At 70.0% G+C, this 19208-nt stretch carries 18 protein-coding genes; 6 read left to right on the top strand and 12 right to left on the bottom strand.

What is annotated here, in order from left to right; genetic code table 11:
- Positions 1–22 precede the first annotated feature (22 nt).
- Both OHA73_RS05555 and OHA73_RS05550 read left to right on the top strand, forming a co-directional pair.
- Positions 23–919, top strand: a complete 897-nt coding sequence (locus tag OHA73_RS05555) for an SDR family oxidoreductase (RefSeq protein WP_267071877.1) — start codon at positions 23–25, stop codon at positions 917–919.
- Positions 904–2055: a flavin reductase family protein gene (locus OHA73_RS05550; RefSeq protein ID WP_327654371.1), complete on the top strand. Its 1152-nt coding sequence runs from the start codon at positions 904–906 to the stop codon at positions 2053–2055. Before OHA73_RS05555 ends, OHA73_RS05550 begins: the two co-directional genes overlap by 16 nt.
- Before the next feature lie 171 nt (positions 2056–2226).
- On the opposite strand, the gene OHA73_RS05545 is transcribed toward OHA73_RS05550, so the two are convergent.
- The 3 genes from OHA73_RS05545 to OHA73_RS05535 all read right to left on the bottom strand — a co-directional run bounded on the left by OHA73_RS05545 (position 2227) and on the right by OHA73_RS05535 (position 4687).
- Entirely contained in the window at positions 2227–2961 is a 735-nt protein-coding gene (locus OHA73_RS05545) for a FadR/GntR family transcriptional regulator (protein WP_267071879.1), read from the bottom strand.
- Positions 2962–3060: 99 nt separating this feature from the next.
- Complete coding sequence (locus tag OHA73_RS05540; protein WP_267071880.1) at positions 3061–4056, bottom strand: amidohydrolase family protein; 996 nt, start codon at positions 4054–4056, stop codon at positions 3061–3063.
- Between the two features lie 22 nt (positions 4057–4078).
- Entirely contained in the window at positions 4079–4687 is a 609-nt protein-coding gene (locus tag OHA73_RS05535; RefSeq protein ID WP_267071881.1) for a nuclear transport factor 2 family protein, read from the bottom strand.
- 103 nt (positions 4688–4790) lie between these two features.
- Here OHA73_RS05535 and OHA73_RS05530 point away from each other — a divergent pair, with 103 nt between their 5' ends.
- Complete coding sequence (locus OHA73_RS05530; protein WP_267071882.1) at positions 4791–5669, top strand: LysR substrate-binding domain-containing protein; 879 nt, start codon at positions 4791–4793, stop codon at positions 5667–5669.
- 15 nt (positions 5670–5684) lie between these two features.
- On the opposite strand, the gene OHA73_RS05525 is transcribed toward OHA73_RS05530, so the two are convergent.
- On the bottom strand, positions 5685–7427 hold the full coding sequence (locus OHA73_RS05525) for a CocE/NonD family hydrolase (protein WP_327654370.1): 1743 nt from the start codon (positions 7425–7427) through the stop codon (positions 5685–5687).
- A gap of 119 nt (positions 7428–7546) precedes the next feature.
- On the opposite strand from OHA73_RS05525, the gene OHA73_RS05520 reads away from it, so the two are divergent.
- Both OHA73_RS05520 and OHA73_RS05515 read left to right on the top strand, forming a co-directional pair.
- Positions 7547–8173: a TetR/AcrR family transcriptional regulator gene (locus OHA73_RS05520; protein ID WP_267071884.1), complete on the top strand. Its 627-nt coding sequence runs from the start codon at positions 7547–7549 to the stop codon at positions 8171–8173.
- 29 nt (positions 8174–8202) lie between these two features.
- Positions 8203–9270, top strand: a complete 1068-nt coding sequence (locus OHA73_RS05515) for a magnesium and cobalt transport protein CorA (RefSeq protein ID WP_327654369.1) — start codon at positions 8203–8205, stop codon at positions 9268–9270.
- Positions 9271–9279: 9 nt separating this feature from the next.
- Here OHA73_RS05515 and OHA73_RS05510 read toward each other — a convergent pair whose 3' ends face one another.
- The gene (locus OHA73_RS05510) at positions 9280–9918 is read right to left on the bottom strand and encodes a TetR/AcrR family transcriptional regulator (RefSeq protein WP_267071886.1); all 639 of its coding nucleotides are present in this window, start codon (positions 9916–9918) and stop codon (positions 9280–9282) included.
- A gap of 124 nt (positions 9919–10042) precedes the next feature.
- Here OHA73_RS05510 and OHA73_RS05505 point away from each other — a divergent pair, with 124 nt between their 5' ends.
- On the top strand, positions 10043–10741 hold the full coding sequence (locus OHA73_RS05505) for a hypothetical protein (protein ID WP_327654368.1): 699 nt from the start codon (positions 10043–10045) through the stop codon (positions 10739–10741).
- A 49-nt stretch (positions 10742–10790) separates the two neighbouring features.
- Here OHA73_RS05505 and OHA73_RS05500 read toward each other — a convergent pair whose 3' ends face one another.
- From OHA73_RS05500 to OHA73_RS05470, 7 genes are all read right to left on the bottom strand, one after another.
- Entirely contained in the window at positions 10791–11561 is a 771-nt protein-coding gene (locus tag OHA73_RS05500; RefSeq protein ID WP_327654367.1) for a GntR family transcriptional regulator, read from the bottom strand.
- 131 nt (positions 11562–11692) lie between these two features.
- Complete coding sequence (locus OHA73_RS05495) at positions 11693–12592, bottom strand: fumarylacetoacetate hydrolase family protein (RefSeq protein ID WP_327654366.1); 900 nt, start codon at positions 12590–12592, stop codon at positions 11693–11695.
- An 87-nt stretch (positions 12593–12679) separates the two neighbouring features.
- Positions 12680–13852, bottom strand: coding sequence for a DUF3500 domain-containing protein (locus OHA73_RS05490; RefSeq protein WP_327654365.1), 1173 nt, complete (start codon positions 13850–13852; stop codon positions 12680–12682).
- Positions 13827–15092: an MFS transporter gene (locus OHA73_RS05485; protein ID WP_327654364.1), complete on the bottom strand. Its 1266-nt coding sequence runs from the start codon at positions 15090–15092 to the stop codon at positions 13827–13829. The genes OHA73_RS05490 and OHA73_RS05485 overlap by 26 nt, the downstream gene beginning before the upstream one ends.
- 101 nt (positions 15093–15193) lie before the next feature.
- On the bottom strand, positions 15194–16792 hold the full coding sequence (gene mhpA, locus OHA73_RS05480) for a bifunctional 3-(3-hydroxy-phenyl)propionate/3-hydroxycinnamic acid hydroxylase MhpA (RefSeq protein ID WP_327654363.1): 1599 nt from the start codon (positions 16790–16792) through the stop codon (positions 15194–15196).
- Complete coding sequence (locus OHA73_RS05475; RefSeq protein WP_267071893.1) at positions 16789–17868, bottom strand: quinone oxidoreductase family protein; 1080 nt, start codon at positions 17866–17868, stop codon at positions 16789–16791. The genes mhpA and OHA73_RS05475 overlap by 4 nt, the downstream gene beginning before the upstream one ends.
- Positions 17869–17917: 49 nt before the next feature.
- Positions 17918–19201: an acyl-CoA dehydrogenase family protein gene (locus tag OHA73_RS05470; protein ID WP_267071894.1), complete on the bottom strand. Its 1284-nt coding sequence runs from the start codon at positions 19199–19201 to the stop codon at positions 17918–17920.
- Positions 19202–19208 lie beyond the last annotated feature (7 nt).

The raw sequence follows: 19208 nt of genomic DNA, 5'->3' as shown, positions 1-19208 counted from the left end.
GACGCCAGAAGTGGGTGCACCCGTGATTCTCGTGACCGCCGCGAACGGCAATCAAGGAAAGCGTCTGATCCCGAGGCTGGTGGCAGCAGGAGCCGAGGTGCGCGCCTGCGTCCGCTCCGAGGAGTCCGGGCGGGCGCTCCGCGCCGCCGGGGTGGCCGACGTCCTGGTCGGGGACCTCGCCGATCCGGCGGTGTTGGCTCGTGCCATGCGCGGTGTGGAGGCGGTCTACTACGTTGGGCCCGCCCTTCACCCCGACGAGCGGGCGACCGGGTTCGTGGCCATCGAGGCCGCGAAGGGAGCGGGCGTGACGCACTTCGTGTTCAGCTCGGTGCTGCATGCGATCATCACGGACCTGATCCAGCACGAGATCAAGCGCGATCTCGAGGAGTACCTGGTGTCGTCGGGCCTGGAGTTCACCATCCTCCAGCCGGCCAACTACATGCTGCGCCATCGGCTGGTCCCCGCCTTCGAGGAAGGTGTCTTCCGCCTGTCGTGGGCGCTCGACCGCCGCCAGTCGATGGTCGACGTCGACGACGTGGCGGCGGTGGCGGCGGCCGTTCTGACCGATCCGCGGGGACATGAGGGTGCCACCTACGAGCTCGTCGCACCCGGGCGCTACACGGCGTACGACCTCGCGCGCGTCATCTCCGAGGTGACGGGCCGTGAGGTCACCGCCGAGGAGATCGACTCCGATGTTTTCCTCAAGGCGTCCCTCGGGGTCGACAACCTCGACGAAGTGCCGTACCAGGCCGAGGTGTTGCGCGCGATCGGCGCCCGCTACAGCAGCCACGATTTCGTCGGGAACCCCAACGTGCTCACGTGGCTGCTCGGCCGGCCGCCCACGACCTTCGAGCAGTTCGTGCGGCGGGAGTTCCGCGCCGTCCAAGACCAGATGGAGCAGCCATGTCCGGGCCCATAGACGCCACCTTGTTCCGCGAGACCCTGGGGCACTATCCGACGGGGGTGGCCGTCGTCACGACCATGACGGACGACGGGACACCGGACGGCATGGTCGTCGGCACCTTCTCGTCGGTCTCCCTCGACCCTCCGCTGATCGCCTTCTTCCCCGCGAGCAGTTCCCGCAGCTTCGCGCGACTGCGTGCCGCCCCGGCGTTCTGCGTCAACGTCCTGGCATCCGACCAGGAGCCGCTGTGCCGACAGATCGCGACCAGCAGCGAGGGCAAGTTCGACGGTGTGGGCTGGCGGCCCGGTCCGCTGGGGGCACCCATCATCGAGGGAGCGGTGTCCTGGATCGAGTGCACATACGAGGAGGTGCGTGAGGCGGGGGACCACTTCATCGTCCTCGGCCGCGTCCATGGCCTCGCCGTCGAACGGTCCACGCTGCCACTGCTCTTCTTCCAGGGCGGCTACGGGCGCTTCTCACCCGGATCCTTCGTCGCCGCGCCCGACCCCGAACTGATCCAGGCGGCGCACCTCGCAGAGACCATCAGGGCTCAGGTCGAGGAACTCAGCACCGAGTTCGAGGTCAACTGCAGCGTCCTTGCCAGAGTCCGCGACGATGCGGTGCAGGTGCTCGCCACCAATCAGGGGCGCGTGGGTGACTCGCCGCCGCTCGGGCACCGGCAGCCCATCATTCCCCCGATGGGCGCCGTGTTCATGGTGGACGCGGCTCCGGAGGAGGTCGACGGGTGGTTGCGGCGCTCCCCGGACGACAGTCACGAGACCCGCGACGTCCACAGCGCCCTGCTCGACAAGGTCCGAGAGCGCGGCTACTCCCTCCTCGCCGCCGAGCCGGAGCTGCTGGAACGCCATCGGGTGGCATTGTCCGCGTTCGAGCAGTCCGACCGGCTGCCGCGCCATGAACGCGCCGTCCAACAGGTGACCGCCGAGCTCGCCGATATCTTCTGCCCCGACCTCGTGCCGGGACGCCGCTACGACCTTGTGTCGATCGTCGTCCTCATCCCCACGCCGGCCGACCTGCCGCCGATGGCTCTCCGCATGACCGGGCTGCCCGCTTCCGCCTCCACGGAGCAGGTCGAGTCGTGGATCGACGGTCTCAAGCGGGTCGCCCGGGCGGCGTCGCTGGTCGGCTAGAGAGCCATCAACGCCTAAGAGAGTCACCAACGCCGTCACCAACGCCCAACTGGGCAGGGGGAGTTCGATGTGCGATGACATCTCGGATGTCATCCGGTCCATGCCCGAGCCGACCCCGCGCCGATTCCTCATGACAGCGGCGGCGGCAGCGGCTGCCTGTGGTGTGTGGACCTATCCGTCGGCCGACGCAGGTCCTGACGCCGACGAGCCGCTCGACGCGGCATCGACGGAGCTCCCGCGGTGCGCCTCGACGGCGTCGCGCGTGCGGGGGAGGTCCCCGGACGCGATCGCGTCGACGAGCTCCGCGTGCACTGCGACGCGTGAGGCGAGGTATTCCGCCGCGTCGTTCTCCTGCTCGGTTCCTGCATGGACCTCCAGCTCGGCGACGCAGCGGATGGTGCCGACGTACACGCCGCGGGCGAGTTCATTGGGTGTGATGGCCGCGATGCGCTCGTGGAGGGACCAGTTCGCGGCCATGAACGCCGTCCAGTCGTCGCGATGCGCCGCCATCTCGGACATGCAGGCCTGAAGCTCCGCGATGTCGGTCGCCGTGCGGTGGCGCGCGGCGTCGACAGCGATGAGTTCCTCGAGCGCCTCCCGCACGGCGATGGCGTCACTGGCGGTGCTCGCACCCTCGGTCACGGTCAGCAGGGTGCGACGCAGCCGGACCACCGGACTGATGGACGCGACGAACAGCCCGCCGCCCCGGCCCGGTCGCACCTCGACGGTCCCCCGCTCGGAGAGCAGCCGGGCCGTCTCGCCGATCGTCGAACGCCCGTAGCCGGTCCGCTCCCGCAGCTCGTCCTGGGTCGCGATGCGGTCACCGGGCAGCAGGTTCCGCTCGACGATGGACCGCTCGATCTCGTTGGCGAGTTGCTGCGCCCGGGACACCGGCTTGGAAAACATGCGGGTAGTTTACTGGACCCTTAACTCACCTGCATCGTCAGTCTGTTAGGGAGAGGGCCGAGCTCCCCGTTCGGTCCCGGGCCCGTTCGGGACACGGCCTCAGAGGCCGAGCAGTCGTTCGGCGTTGCGGTGGGCGATGTCCCGCTTGGCGTCCGTGGGCAGGTCGCAGTCCTCGAGGAAGCTGCGGGCGCCCGCGTGTCCGACGAAGGGGTAGTCGACGGAGTAGATCATGCGGTCGGTGCCGAGGACATCGGCGCAGAAGCGCAGGTGCGGTGCGGTGAACATGCCGCTGGGGGTGTACCAGACGTTCTGGCGTACGTAGTCGCCGATGGTCCGGTCGAGGCCCGTGGCGCGCTGGGGAAGTGCCTCGTCGAGGCGGTCCAGGAACCAGGGGATCATCTCGCCCCAGTGCCCGAGGACGAATTGCAGGTCCGGGTAGCGGTCCAGGGCGCCGCTGAGGACGAGGTGGAGGAAGTGGATGCCCGATTCGTTGTGCCATCCCCAGGCCGCGGTGGCGAACCGTGTGGCGACCACGGGGTCGAGGCCCGCTTCGTAGTTGCCCGCGCTGGTGTCACGGGTGGGCGGGGCGGGGTGGAGGTAGATCGGGACGTGCAGTTCGGCGGCCGCCCGCAGGATCGGGTCGAAGCGCTCGGCGGACAGGAACTCGTCGTCGGTGCGTCCGTGGATGAGCGTGCCGACGTGGCCGAGTTCCTCGACGGCACGCTTGAGCTCGGCCGGGGCCTGCTCCGGGGCGGACGTGGGCAGCGACGCGAAGGCGGCGAAACGGTCGGGGTGGCGTGAACAGGCGGCCGCGAGACGGTCGTTGACTCCCTGTACGAAATCAGGAGCCACGTCGGCGGGCAGGAACTGCGTGGTGAGGTTGGACAGCACCTGCATGTCGATGCCGTGCGCGTCCATGTCGGCGATACGCCCCTGGTCGAGGTCTTCGAGCTCCTCGGCCGTGGGGCAGTAGGGCAGCCCACTGGCCGGCGAGTACGCCGCCCCGAAGTGCGGGCTCACCTGCGCCGCGCGTCCGGCGGAGGCCTGCGCCACCGCGGTGTCGAGGGTGTGCTCCTCGATGGTGATCAGCTTCATTGCGTCAGTCCTGTTCATGCCGTCAGCCCCGGGCTTCCTCGCCGAGCCAGGCGAACGCGGCATCCGTGATGTCACGTTCCAGTTCGCTGCCCTGCGTCGCGAAGACGCGCTGGACGGGGAACCCGCTCTGGTCGAGCACGTAGGCCAGCGCCCCGTACTCGCGCGGGTACCTGGCCACCACCTCGGGGTCGATCTCCACGATCCCGGCGGGGAACGTGAACGTGGCGAAGTCGTACACGCTCTTGCGGTCGACGATGCGCCAGACGCCGTCCCGGCGCTCGATGCGGTCCATGAAGCGGTTGTGGCCGTTGCAGCCCAGGCCAAGGCGGCCGTTCTCGGCGACGATGACCGCGTTGGTCTCGGCGACCGCGCGCGTGCCGTCGGCGGAGAAGGTCACGGAGGGGGAGGTGATGAGGTGCTTGGTCCGCAGATCGGTGGCGGCCATCCGCGAGGACGCGTCGACGAACTCAGCAGCCGGGCCCTCGAACCAGGTGATCTCGATCCGAGCGCCCGGGTGGAACAGCTCCCGGAGCCGGTCCCATTGGCCCTTGTCGCGATGGATCCAGCCGGTCATGAGGTCGGCGATGTCCTGGCGGTCCTGAAGTGTCGGAAGTGACGGTGTGGAAGGCATGGCTCCAGTCTCCGACCCTTCCATTGATAGTTCCAATTGATAGATCTGATCTATTGTTCGTTGACAGCGATTGGAAATGTGGGCGAGTGATCGGGGATCTCGCGTGGAACTTCGCCATCTGCGGTACTTCGTGGCCGTCGCCGAGGAGTGCCACTTCGGCCGCGCCGCCGCCCGGCTGCATGTCACGCAGTCGACGCTGAGCACCCAGGTGAAGGCGCTGGAGCGCGAGGTGGGTGGCCCCGTCTTCGTCCGCACCAGCCGCCGGGTCGAGCTGACGGAGGCGGGGCAGCTGCTGCTCGTCGAGGCGCGACGGACCCTGGCGCAGGCCGGCCGTGCCCTGGACGTCGCCCGGCAGTCGGTCAGGGGCGAGACCGGGGCCGTACGGATCGGGTTCTCCGGGATCGCCGTGCTGGAAGGCACCCTCTCCACCGACCTGCGCCGCTTCCACGCGGCTCACCCGCGTGTAGAGCTCCACCTGACCGAACTCCCGCCCGCCGCACAGGTGCAGGGCCTGCGCGACGGCACGCTCGACATCGGATACAGCCCCGACAACGGGCTGGGGGAGGTGAGCGACCTCGCGGTGCGGCGCGGAGCCCGGACGACTCTCTCGATCGCCGTGCGCCACGACCACGCGCTGGCCGCCGAGGCCTCGGTCGCCCCCGGGGACCTGGAGGGCGAGACCCTCATCGTGTACGCGGCCGACCAAGACGACGAGAGCGTGCTCGACCGTTTCGGGGCGGAGCAGCGGGCCCGTGTCCACCTGGTGACCGGCACCCTCGGCGCGCTCGTGCTCGCCTCGGCCGGCGTGGGTGTGGCCGTCGTCCCGGCCGCCGCGGAACGCATCGGGCTCCGGGACCTCGTCTACCGGCCCCTGCGTGACATGGCGGCCGACGTGGATGTGGTGACACTCAGCCGCCCCGACGAAATCGCCGGGGCGGTGCGCGCGTTCGTCAGGTCCTGCGACCGGGCGGCGGGGGAGTGAGTCGGCGGGTCGGTGTCACGCCTGCTTGACCGGGAGTTGCAGGTACGAGGCCCGGTCGCCGCCGGTGTGGATGATGTGGCGGCCGCTGTTGGTCGGGGTGTACTCGCGGATGCCGGGCATCATCGTGCCCAGCAGCGACCTGCCGCTGACGATGAAGCGGAGTTGTTCGCCCGGGTGGAAGGTGAGTCCGACCGGCAGCAGGTCGATCTCGACGTCGACGACCTCGCCGGGGGAGAGCTTCTCGACCCGGTCGAAGGTGTGCGCCGGGATGTCGTCGGTGGCCAGGGCCTTGTCCAGGTGGCGCATCGAGACACGGAGGCGTCCGTCGGAGCCCTTGTAGCGCAGGATCGAGGCGCCCCGTTCGGTGACGTCCATGGCCAGCGCGCCCTGGTTGAGGGCGGTGAACGCCTGGAGCGGTGTGCCGTGGGCGTCGAGCTTTTGGACGAGGACGAACAGGTCCATGTCGTCGGAGCCGTCGGCCTCGACCCACAGGTGCGCTTTGGGGTAGCCGACCAGCGTGGTCTCCTCGTCGAAGCGCGCCACGAACGACACCAGGTCCGGGTTGGCCGCGACGTCGTAGCCGACCGTGCCCTCGACGGCGGGCGCCGTGGTTGCCAGGGTCCGGGTGCGTGCGTCGAGGTAGTACTTCGTCGAGGTGACGTCGGCCGGCGGGAACTGGTCCGCGGGGACGTTGACCTGGTCGCCGCCGTGGAGGTCGAGGAGGGAGTAGCGCACGCGGGGTGTCTGCTCCCAGCCGTTGTCCTCGCCCTTGAGGGTGTGGTCGAAGAAGCGGCGCAGGTCCTCGACGTTGGTCTCGTCGTAGTAGTCGGGCCATTCCTGGCTGTTGTGGATGCGCAGCCACTTGTCCGTGGAGGCCATCCGGCGCCAGGCGCGGAACGTACCGGCGGTGTGCAGGGTGTTGGAGTAGCTGGCGACGACGTACGCGGGCACGTTGATGTTCTCGAACCGCGGGATCTTGTTCTCCCACAGGCCGTCCATCAGCGGGTGGTGCTCGGCCTCGGTGAGGATGTCCTCCTTCTGGGCCTTGCCGTAGAAGCTGTTGTCCTGGAGCTGGCGGGCGAAGCCGGTGTCGGGCATGCCGCCGCGCATGACCAGGTCGCGGTAGACGTCGCTGACGCCCTCCCACGGGTTGATGGCCGCCAGGTGTGGCGGCTGCTCGGCCGCGGTGAACCACTGGGAGACCGCGAGGTAGGAGGTTCCGCTCATCGCGACCTTGCCGGTGCACCAGTCCTGGACGCCCAGCCACTCGATCAGGTCGTAGCAGTCCCGGCCCTCCTGGCGGTCCCAAATGGCGCTGTCGCCCTCGGAGTTGGCGACGCCCCGGATGTCCGGGTTGCAGATCGCGTAGCCCCGCGCGCACCAGTAGGCGGGGTCGGGGCCTTCGAACTTCTCGAGTCCGGACACGATGCCGTTGTCGAGGCCGACCATGCCGAAGATGCCCATCACGCTGGCGGACGAGCCCTGGCCCTTGCCGTACGGGCTCCACGCCACGATCACCGGGACCTGCTCGGAGTCGGCGGGACGGAAGACGTCGACGTGGATCGTGACGCCGTCGCGCAGGGTGACCGGTACGTCCTTGTCGAGCACGATGTCGACGGGCAGCGGCTTGAACGGCGGCGCGATCCGGAAGCCCGCCTCCAGCGTGCGCGTCCCGGGCTCGAAGTCGCTCAGGATCCCGTAGCGGGGGCCCGGCTCCAGCGGCTGGGACGGCATGTACACCTTCTGGACGTCACTCATCGTGAGCTCCTCGCGTCTTTCGGTCGGCGGACGGGCTCTGCCGACATTTCGAGCGTAGGTCGGCGACGGCAAAATCTCAACACGTGTTGAGTTCATGTCGGGGGAGGTAGTTTTGGGGCATGACCGCGCACACGACTCCCGCCGCCGAGACCACCCCCGCCGCCCGTCGTGGGCGCCGGCCGGGGACGAATACGACCCGGCAGGCGATCCTCGCGGCGGCCCGCGCCCGCTTCGCGGCGGACGGCTTCACCGCGACCACGATCCGGCGGGTCGCGGCCGACGCCGGGGTGGACGCGTCGCTGGTGATGCAGTTCTTCCGGTCGAAGAACGAGCTGTTCGCCGCCGTGATGTCCGTCCCCGCGGAGGCGTTGACGCGCTTCAGTGACGCGTTCGAGGGCCCGGACGAGGGACTCGGTGAACGCGTCGTACGGGCCTTCCTCGATGTGTGGGAGGTGGACGCCGCGAGCTCGGAGCCGCTCATGGCGATGCTCCGGGGCGCCATCGCCAACGACCAGGCCAACGACCAGCTGCGCGAGTTCCTCGAGGAGCGGCTGCTCGTCGACGCCATCACCTCGCGCGACATCGACGATGCGACACTCCGTGCGGGGGTCGTGTCGTCGATGCTCGTCGGGCTCGTGGTCGGGCGCCGCGTCGTCGGTGTCCCCACGCTGACCGGCGCCGAGCGTGAGAAGCTGATCACGCTCGTCGGACCCGCCGTGCAGAGCGTGCTGGTCCCGACGCCGTAGCCCAGCGACGACGAGGGGACGGACAGCCCATGACGGCGATCGACGGCCGCATCTACGTCGAGGGGCGCCGCGCCCAGTGCCCGTCCGATCTACAGGACGCCGCCGACGACCTGGAGCGCTCGGGCGGTGTGGCCTGGATCGGCCTGATGGACCCCGGCCCGGACGAACTCGAGGCCGCCGCGGCCCGGTTCGGACTGCACCCCCTGGCCGTCGAGGACGCGCACAAGGGACATCAGCGCCCGAAGCTGGAGCGCTACGGCGACACGATGTTCGTCGTGCTGCGCCCCGCCTCCTACGACGACCGGCACGAGTGTGTCGACTTCGGCGAGGTGCACCTGTTCGTCGGGCCGCAGTTCGTCATCACCGTCCGGCACAGCACCGTCCCGGACCTGTCGGCGGCCCGCGACGCCCTCGAGGCGGAGCCGGAGTTCCTCGGCCTGGGGCCCGAGGCGATGCTCACGGCGTTCCTCGACGTGATCGTCGACGGCTACGCGCCCGTCGTCGCCGGGCTCATGAATGACATCGACGAGATCGAGGACACCCTGTTCGGGAAGGGCAACGCGGATCCCGCCCTGTCCGAGCGGATCTACCGGCTGCTCGCGCAGGTGATCGCCCTGCAGCGCGCCATCGGGGCGCTCCCCAACATGGTGCGCGGCCTGCTTCGCGGAGCGGACCGGTACGGCACCGGCGACGAGGTGCAGAACCGGCTGCGCAATGTTCTCGACCACACGATCCGGGTGACGGAACGCGTCGATGGGGCGAGGGCCCTGCTGGAGAACGCCCTGACTGTGCACTCCACACTGGTGACGATGGATCAGAACGAGGCCATGCGGCGCATGTCGAGCGCCAGCCTCGCCCAGGGCGAGGAGAGCCGCCGCCTGGCGGAGGAGACCATCGAGCAGGGCGAGCAGGTCAAGAAGATCTCGTCGTGGGCGGCGATCCTGTTCACCCCGACGCTCGTCGCCTCCATCTACGGCATGAACTTCGACCACATGCCGGAGCTGCACTGGACGTGGGGCTATCCGTTCGCCGTGGCGCTGATGCTCGGCTTCGGGTTCGGCCTCTGGGGTGTCTTCAAGTGGCGTCGCTGGCTGTGAGCCCGGGGCTCAGGTCCGGCGGTCGGGTGTGCTGAGGTAGGCGATCGCCATGTCGCTGAGTTCGTCCGCGTACTGGCGCTGTGCCTGCTCGCCGGTGGCCGGGTCGGGGCGTACGGAGTTGTGGAAGCAGGCGCCGAGGATGGCGCGGGCCACGGTGTCCAGCGCCTTCTGCGGGTCGGAGCGGCGGATCTCGCCGGCGTAGGGGGCCGCCGCTTCGAGCAGGAGGCGGTGGACCTCGGTGATGGTGCGGGCCCCGCGATCCGGCGGCTTGGTCCCCCGTGTGCGCAGCAGTTCGGGGAAGAGGTTGCTGTGGTCGGCGAAGGAGTGCAGCAGGGCGTGCGCGTAGGCGTCCATGACGCCCTGGAGCGACGGCTCGGCCTTGGCCAGCTGCTCGGTCACGTATTCCTCGCGCCGTTCCAGCATCCGCTCGGTGAGCGCGTTGATCAGCTGCTCTTTGTCCTCGAAGCGGCGGTAGATCGTGCCGACCGCAACGCCGGCGCGGGCGGCGACGCCGGTGATCGTCATCTCCTCCAGGCCGGACGAGGCGGCGATCTCCTCCGCCGCGCGCAGCACGCGGGCCAGCGTCGCGGCGCTGCGCGCCTGTTGGGGCTGCCGGTACGGCGCCGGGCGGTCGTGCTGGTCGGTCATGTTCCGCATCGTATCGGCGGAGGTCACGGTGCCGGCTGTTGACAAGGGGTGGACCCCGGCGCGTAGTCTCGCCGCCATAAAGTGAATGTGTATCTACATTCGCATCCGACTGGAGGGCCTGCCCGTGACCGACAACCAGACGCTCCCGGCCGTGACCGTGACGCTCGATTCGGGGCCGACCGGCGCCGGGAGCATCGACGACATGGAGCTGTTCTATGCGCGCCGCGCCCTGGACCGCTTCCGGGCGCGACTGGGCCGCGAGGGCCTTCTCGATCTCCTGGCCGAGGACATCGAGAAGGGCAACGCCTTCCTGCGGGAGTGTGCGCGCACCTCCGACGGCAAGTTCAACGCGGGGACGACGGTGCTCACGGCGCGCGGCCTGACCTCGGGCGAGTTCCTGGCCTGGATGGACGCGGCCTTCGAGGGCGGCGACGAGCGCCCGCTGCTTGCCGCGCACCCCGAGCACTACGTGATGGGCGCCGATGGGATCGGGGCGCGCGTGGTGGAGAACATCGGCCCTCACCTGTGCTCGTTCTACATGGGAGGCTGGGGCACGGCCGCGATGGCCTGGGCCGACGACGCGGCCGAGCTCCTGCCGGAGGCGGAGTTCCCGAACAAGAAGTCCTCGAACCTGTTCCTGGAGGACGGCACCGTCGTCGGCCGGGCGCTGATCCAGTTCGGCGACACCACCGACGGGTTCACCGCGAGCCTGACGGTCTACTTCCCCACGACCTGCCCCGAGGACGTCCTGGACCACCACATGCGGCACTACGCCGTCGAGTTCAGGAACTGGATCGTCGCCGCGGCGGAGGCTCGCGCCTGAGCGCTGCGGCTACTGGCCGCAGGCGACGGTGAGCATCTGAGCGATAGGGCTACTGGCCGCAGGCGGCGGCGAGGGCCCTGCGGATGCGGACGGGTTCGTACGTGGGTGAGGCGATGGAGAGGACGACGAGAGCGGTGCGGGCGAGGTGGGTCGCCAGTGCGCGGGAGGCGGCGTTCGCGTCGCCCGACTTCACCGCCTCGGCGATGGTGTGGTGCTGCGTGCTCGTGTCCGCCTGCCACTCGAGCGGGTTCCACGAGACGAACGCCATGCGGTAGCGCGTGGCGTGGTCCGACAGGAGGGCGAGTTCCCGTTCCATGCGCGGCCCTGACGGGTGGACCAGAGCACGGTGGAACTGCTCGTGCGGGCACTCCCACTGCTCTACGTCGCCGGTGCGGGCCTTGTCGTCCATCTCCTGCAGCAACTGATCGAGTTGGCGCAGATGGTCCTCGGTCATGCGCGGCACGGCGATGCCGATGGCCAGCGCCTCGAGGTTGATGCGCATCGCGTACAGCTCGTCCAGGTCGTCGTCGCTGAATTCCGCGACGCGGGCGCGGTGTTGCGACTCCTGTTGGACGAAGCCCTCGCGCTGCAAGATCCTGAGCGCTTCACGCAGGGGGCCCCGGCTCACGCCGAGTTGGCGGGCCAGCTCGACCTGCGACAGCGGGTCGCCGGCACGCAGTTCACCGTGCATGATCGCGCGCCGTAGCGCGTGGTGGGCCCGGCTCACCTCATCGGGGTGGGCCTTGCTCATGTCACCGGAGGACGCGAGCTTGTTCGTCGCCTCGGCGGACTGCGCCGACGTCGTCTGCAGGCCTTTCACGCGTCTCCATTCAGCGTTCGGTGGTTTCTCGGAAGTGCCCGGACGAGTTACTGGCACAACCGTAGCCGACGCCGCCCACCTGTCGACATTTTCCGAGCGGGACGGGCGGCGACGTGCGGCCTTGTGGCGTCCTACGAGGTCAGGGCCTCCGCCTGAGCCGCGTCCGGTCGGGCGTCCTGGCGTATCCGGTGGTCGTTGCCCACCACGGTGTTGCGCACCGTGCCCAGGCGTTCCACCTCGACCTCGACCGTGTCTCCCGGCTGCAGCAGCCGGGGAGGTGTGCGGCTGTAGCCGACGCCCGCCGGTGTGCCGGTCGCGAGGAGGTCGCCGGGGCGCAGGGTCAGGGTGTGCGAGATGAGGGAGAGTGTGTCCCCGACCGTATAGATCATCTGGTCGGTGGTGCTCTCCTGCATGGTTTCGCCGTTGACCCGGGTCCGCAGCCGAAGTCCCTGCTTCAGGTCGCCGACCTCGGCGGCGGGCACGAGCGGGCCGAGGGGTCCGGAGCGGTCCCCGTTCTTGCCGAGGATCCACTGCGAGGTCAGCTTCTGTGCCCGGCGCGAGGTCAGGTCGTTGAACACGGAGTATCCGGCGACCGCCGCCAGGGCCTCTTCGGGGGAGGCGTCGACGAGTGGCGCTCCGACCCAGGCGACGACCTCGCCCTCCCAGTCCAGGCCCTCCTCGTTGGCGGGCACGGGCACTTCCGTCCCGTCCACGGAGAGGGACTGCGGCCAGCGCGCGAACAGCGTCGGGTACGGCGGCAGTTCCTGGTCGCGGAAGCTGCCTTCTGCCGCGTGGTCGAGGTAGTTGAGGCCGATGCAGAAGACTCGCGCGTCCGGGAGTACGGGGGGAACCCGCTCGACCGACGCGACCGGGACCGTCGGCCCGACGGGCGGACGGGAGAGGTGTCCCGCCGGGTCGGCCCAGAAGTCCGCGAGTGAGGCGATGACGGTGACCTCGTCGTCCTGTTCGGCCAGGGTCGCGACCTCCACGCCTGAGCCGCCGCTCGCTCGCCTGACACCCACGATTCTCATGAGGTTCCCTTTCCTGTCTCCGGAGGCAGACCCGGGACTGTTCTTTCGTCGTTGCTGATGCGTCGGAGACGGCCAACCCGCCGCCGGTCAGGGCGAGTCGTCCGCGGACGAGCCGGTGTGGTGGTCGTGTTCGAGGTGGTGCTGGATCAGCAGGTCGGCCCCGAAGTCGTTGGACGGGTCGCGCCAGACGCTGTGTACGTGGTTCGCGTTGTCCTCGGCGTTGTCGAACTCGACGAGGGTGACCGGGCCTTGGACGCGGAAGTAGTGCGGCTGCTCGATGGACGTGCCGCCGGCCCAGGCGAAGTGCAGCTCGTCGACGCCGCCCGCTGCCGCGATGCGGTCCATCTCGTGGCCGACCAGGCCCGGGCGGGCGCGCTCGACGAAGTGGGCCAACAGGGCGTCGAAGTACGTGCGTTGGGCGGGGGAGAGGTCGCCGGCCCGGATGCCGCGAGGGTGGGCGCGGAAGTACGCCAGGGCCTTGCGGTCGTCGTCCGTGATCATCGCGTCGCGGCGTCCGACGCCGTGGTACGCGGGGTACTCGACGTCGCCGATGGCGGAGACGGTGCGGGTGACGAAGTCCGCCGGCGGCCTGGAGTGGATGACCGTCTGCTGCTTCTGGGCGCCGGTGAGGCCGTCGAGCAGCTCGAAGGCGGTGTCCTCCTCCTCGCCCAGGATGCGGAACGGGCCGAACCGGGCGGGCTCCGCGCCGAGCAGGAACGGGGTGGCGCTGACCAGGTCGCCGTCGACGACGGTGATGTTGACCGACAGGTGATGGCCGACCAGGCGCCAGCCCCACGTGGTGTCCGGCTGCGGCTGGCCGAAGAACGTGAGGAAGTAGCCGCGGGGGTCGCGGAAGGTGGCCGCGACATGACCGAACACGGGCAGGTTGAGTTCGCGCAGCACGTGCTCGTTGGACATGACCTGGACCACGCGGGCGTAGGCCGGGATCGACATCGATTCGGCGATCAGCCGGTGCGCCAACGCCTCTTGGTGGCGGTCGAGTTCGCGGAGCGGGAGGCCGTGCCGGCCGGACTCGGGCAGGAAGTTCCAGTGTGTACGGGAGGAGTTCTCGTGGGGCAGCAGCACGCGCGCACGCTGGTCGCCGCTCAGGCCGTCGAAGAGACCCATCGCCGCGAACGTGATCGCCGTGGCGTCGAACGAACCGCCCGGCCGCGGCTGGTGCGCCTTCGGCAGCTCACCGCCCGGGTGCGAGCCCGGATGCGGGAGGTGCGGGTCATGCGGGTGACGCGTCGCCGTCATGGTGTTCCGTGCCCTTCTTCGTGGGGTGGTCGCCGACCATCGCGAGGTCCGGCGTCGGGTGGGGGAGTGGATCCGGCGTGTGTGCCTGGGGGCCTCCGTCGTACCTGTACGGGCCGAGGCACAGGAACAGCACGGCGCAGAGCGCGCAGGCGACGGCCAGGACGAGCATCGCCGGGGTGTAGGAGCCGTAGTTGTCGCGGCTCACGCTCACCAGGGATGTAGCGGCCGCCCCGCCGATCTGGAACGTCGAGAAGGCGACACCGTAGATCCTGCCGAAGGACAGTCGCCCGAAGTAGCGGGGGATGAGGTAACTGAGGACGTCGAACTCGGCGCCGATCAACAGCCCGGACAGCGCCGCCGCGAGCAGCGCCGTCGGTACGTTCGGCCCTGCCGCGAACAGCAGCACCGAGACGATGCCGCCGACGAGGTAGACCGACATGACGTGCGACACCGTGAAGCGGTCGAGCAGCCAGCCGGTCACGATCCTGGCCACGATGAGCGCGACTCCGAGTGCGACTGGCACCAGGTTCGCGATGTTCGCGGGGATCCCGGCGTCGAGGAGCAGGGAGATCTGGTGGACGAGGACGGTGGAACCGACCGTGCCCAGCAGGACGAACGCGGCGAGCACGAGCCAGAACGGCCGCGTCCTCGCCGCGGCCCGTAGTGTGTCGCCGCTGGCGCGCAGCATTTCCGTACGCGGACGGGGATCGGCCAGGAAGAAGTACGCGATCGGGAACGCGAGGATCGCGACCACTCCGAGTCCGAGGTACGCCGCCCGCCACCCCCATGTGCCGATCAGCACCGTGGTGAGGATCGGGGCGAGGACCGTGCCGATCCCGATGCCGGAGTTGGCGACGCCCAGGGCGAGGCCGAGCCTGCGCTCGAACCAGCCCGCGGTGAGCCGGAGGTAGGACGCCGGCCACAGGCCCATGCCGCAGAGCGGGATGAGCACCCAGCCCAGGTAGAAGGCGGGCAGGCTGTCGGGCAGGAAGTACATCGCCATCAGGGACAGCGCGAAGAAGGGCGAGCTGCACAGGATCACCCGGCGACCGCCGAACCGGTCGACCAGGAGGCCCTGCACGGGCGAGACGATCACGAGCGTGATGCTGAGGATGGAGGAGGCGAGGCCGATGGCCGGAATCCCCCACCCGAACTCGCGGTGGAGCGGGGCGATGAACGCCCCGAACGTCGTGACCGCCAGCACGCTGGGCCCGCACGCGAGCCCGAGCGTGGACGCCACCGCCGTGCGCCACCCCGCCCTCGACTCGGCGGACGGTGTGTCGGGTGGCTCGGTGAGTGGCGCCGTGGGTGTCGAGGTGGGTGGCACGGACTTCCGCATGTTCATGTGAGTCCTCCGAGCGTGCGACGCAGGAGTGAGACAAAGCGGGGGATGTCGGTGTGCTCGCCGGCCGCGAAGACATAGAAGTCCGGCCGCGCCAGGAGCACTTCACAGTCGTGCTTGGCGAACCAGCGCGCGTAGGCGCCGTCGAGATCCTTGATATGGCCTGCGCCCGATACGTCGGCCAGTACGCCGCCGATCCGCCGGAACCAGGACGCGTCCTCGTCGTCCAACACCTCGGCCGGATCCCCGACGCGGCTGATCAGCTGCCAGCCTTCGCCTGCGACGAGATCGTCGAACAGGCCTACAATCTCGGCGACCTGGACGCGTCCCTGTGGCGCGAGACGTCCCTCGGCTCCGCCGGTTGTGAGCGACGGCGACAGCGACGGCTCGCCGAGCCGTGGATGCGGGGGCTCCCGCGTGACGGCGTCGGGATCGAGTGAGCGCCGCTTCATCTCGGCGTCCCGGGCGGCTGCCCGGCCGACGTCGAGCTCGCAGATGACCCGCCCCGCGGCCACCGCCTCGTCGATGATCTCCCGTACGTGGCCGGTACGTTCGGGCCCGTACGTGTCGAGCACCTCCGGTGCCGCGAGGCCGCGGTGCACCATGCCGAGCCGCCACGCCAGGGCTCGCGCGTCCCGCAGGCCGGAGCAGAGCCCCTGCCCCATGAACGGAGGCATGAGATGGGCCGCGTCACCCGCGAGGAAGACGTTCCCCTCGCGCCAGGTGTGCGCCCACCGCCCCCGGAACGTGTACACGGCGTGCCGTTCCAGCCGGGCGGTCCCCGGGGTGACACCCCAGGGCTCCATGAGCCGCCAGGCCGTGGCCTCCTGGCCCAGTTCCTCGACGGTCATGTCCGCGCGGCGCATGAACTCGAACCGCCGCCGCCCCGGACCGCTGTTGACCGCGGTCGCCGGCTGCGCCGGGTCGCAGTACTGGGTGACGAAGGCGCTCCACTTCTCCTCGGCCAGCGGCTCGTAGTCCACCACCAGCCAGTCGGCCTCGAACCCCGAGTCACCGACACCGATACCGAGTCCGGAGCGGACGGCGCTGTTGGCCCCGTCGGCACCGACCAGCCAGCGTGCCCGGAGGTGTACGTGCTCGTCCGGCTGCTCGGTGGGAGCCACCAGGGCGGACACTCCCTCGGGGTTCTGGTCGTGCTCCAGGGACTGGAACGTCCAGCCGCGGTGGACCGTCACACCAGGTGTCGCGAGCGCCAAGTCCTCCAGTACCGCCTCGAGTTCGGGTTGGTAGAAGCCGTTGGTGTTGGCCCAGCCCGACTCGGCGATCCTGTTCCAGTCGATGGCCTGCAGCAGCTCGCCCTCGCCGTTGCGGAACTCGTACCCGCCCCGCTCGCCCTGGGACGGCTCGAACAGGTCGATGTGCTCCTCCATGAGCCCGGCGGCCTGAAGGATGCGCAGCGCCTCATGGTCGATGGTGCACGCCCGCGGCAGCGGATACCGCTGCGGCCAGCGCTCCACGACGGAGACGGTCAGCCCTGCCCGGCCGAGGAAGACGGCGGTCAGCAGACCGACGGGGCCGCCGCCGACGACCACGCAGTCGACCGCCGGTCGTAGGGGCGCGGCAGGTGTGTGATTCACGGACGTGTGCTCCGATCGCGTCGGTCCGAGGTGGTGGTGGCGTACTCCGGGAGCCCGCCGTCCTGGGGCAGGACAACGCACTTGGCGTGCGGCGAGACCGCCTGCGTCCGCCAGGCCGACGGCAGCTCATCGAGCGGGAAGGTACGGACATCGACCCGCAGTTCGCCGCGTGCGAGGGCGGACCACAACCAGCTCAGCGCCGCCTCCTTGGCGCGCAGCGAGGTGTGCAGGCCGGCGAAACCGGACAGGGTGAGCTGCTTGCCGCGCAGCAGCCCGGCCGGTATCCGCGCGGTCGCGCCGGCCGGATTGCCGACGTTGACCACCCGGGCCCGGGGTGCGCACACCTGCAACGCGGCCTCCAGCGGCACCCCGTAGACCCCGTCGAGGACGACGTCCACCGGCCCGGTCACCTCCCGCAGGCGCTCCGCCAGCTCCTCGGCGCTCTCGCCCGCACGCAGCTCGACGACGGCGTCCGCGCCGAGGCCCGGGAGGCGCTCCAGCGCGGCGCGGTCGCGGGCGACGCCGACCACACGGCCCGCGCCGCGCCGGTACGCCACCTGGATCGCGAGCTGACCGACGGCTCCGGTGGCCCCCAGGACGAGGACCGTCTCCCCGGTGCCCAGGGCGGCTTCCTCGACGAGCGGAATGAACGCGGCCGTGCCGGAGTTGCCGACGGCCGCGGCCCGCACCGGATCGAGCCCCTCGGGCAGCGGCAGCACGTCATCGTCGTCGACGAGCACCCGCTGGGCGAAGGCACCGGGGCTGTCCGGTGCGGCGTGGCACTCGGCGTACACCCACGAACCGACCTGATGGCGGTCGGAGTCGAGCACGACCCCCACACACTCGCTGCCCGGGACGTACGGGGCTTCGTGGCGCGCCGAGTGGAACGTCCCGGACGCGATGACCAGGTCGAGCGGGTTCAACGGTGCGGCGACCACCGCGACGAGGGTGGTGCCGGGCGTGCGCGGCGGGAGCACGACCGAGCCCATGCGCGGTGCGGCGCCCGGGGCATCGACGACGGCCGCCCGGACCTCGGCGCGCGAGCCGACGTCGTCGTGCGCTTGCGTGCTTGCCATTGCTCAACCTCCCTTTCTGCGAACGTCGTTCGGGCGCGTCGCCTGTTTGTCAGGCATCGCTCTTCGGGGTGGAGGGCGTGGGCGTCGGGGCGAAGCGGTCCAGAGTGGTGATCCCGGCGAACTTGTGCGGCTCGGATCCGGCCATCAGCCGTCCGTAGTTCTCGGAGAGGGCTTCGAGGTTGAGTGCGCCGTGCAGGGTGATGACACGTGCGTCGCGCCAGGCCCGCTGAATCGGCTCGCTCTCCATGATCGCGGTCGAGCCGGAGTTCCGCTGCAGCAACTCGATCGCTTCCGAGCACCACTTGGCCGCGTAGGCCGTCTCCAGCAGGACCCGGGCACTGAACTTCTGCATGTACTCGCCGTCGGCCGGTGTACCGGCGGCGGCCAACTCCCCGAGCCGGTCCGTCTCTTCGGCGTTGGCGCGTGTGAGGGCCGTGGCCGACTGGATCTTGGCATGCACCTCGGCGAGCATCAGGTGTGTCAGGGGTGCTTCCAACTGGTTCTTGTACGTGGTGCCACGGATGGGCCGCCCGGCGGAGCGCTCCAGGAACCGCTCAAGGGCACCCTGCGCGATGCCGATCGACATGCCCGCCATGAGGCTGAACGCCCAGCCCAGCGTGGGAGCCTTCCACAGCGAGCCCGCGAGGCCGTTCTCCAGGGCCTGGCCGGTGACATCACGGAAATCGACGCCGCGGTGCTCGGGTACGAAGAGCTCGTTCTGCACCAGGGTCGAGGAGACACTGCCGGTGCCGCGCATGCCCGCGACCTTCCAGTCGTCGAGGAACCGCAGTTCTTCCCGCGGAACCTGAATACCGACCAGATACGGGCCGTCACCGCCGTCGGCGATGCAGCCGAGGTTGGTGTACGGGGCCCAGAGGGAGCCGCTCCCGAAGGTCCAGGGCCCGCCGGAGACGATCCACCCGCCGTCGACCCGCTTCGCACGCCCCCGGGAGGCCGGGAAGTGGCTGGAGCCCGCGATCCGTGGGCCGACCCATTCGGGAGCGTAGACCTCCTTGACGACGCGGGTGCCGCAGCCGGCGGGAATCCAGTTGGTGGAGGCGCCCACCCACACGATCCACCCGGCCGAGCCGTCCCACTTGGAGACTTCGGACACCACGTCGAGCTGCTGGCGCACCGTCAGTTCGTGGCCGCCGAACTCGGCGGGACTGCCGATGTCGAAGGCGCCGGTGGCGTCCAGGTCGGCGATGGTGTCGTCCGAAAGACGGCCTGCGCGCTCGGCCTCAAGGGCGCGCTCGCGCAAGGTGGGCCCGAGCGCACGGACCTTGTCGAGAACCGCCGTCAGGGTGTCGGACGTGTCGCGGGAGACACTCATCGACGTC

The sequence above is a fragment of the Streptomyces sp. NBC_00483 genome (assembly GCF_036013745.1).
Lineage (GTDB): Bacteria > Actinomycetota > Actinomycetes > Streptomycetales > Streptomycetaceae > Streptomyces.
The sequence above is the reverse complement of the archived record's forward strand: the minus strand, read 5'-3'. Positions and strand labels throughout refer to the sequence as shown.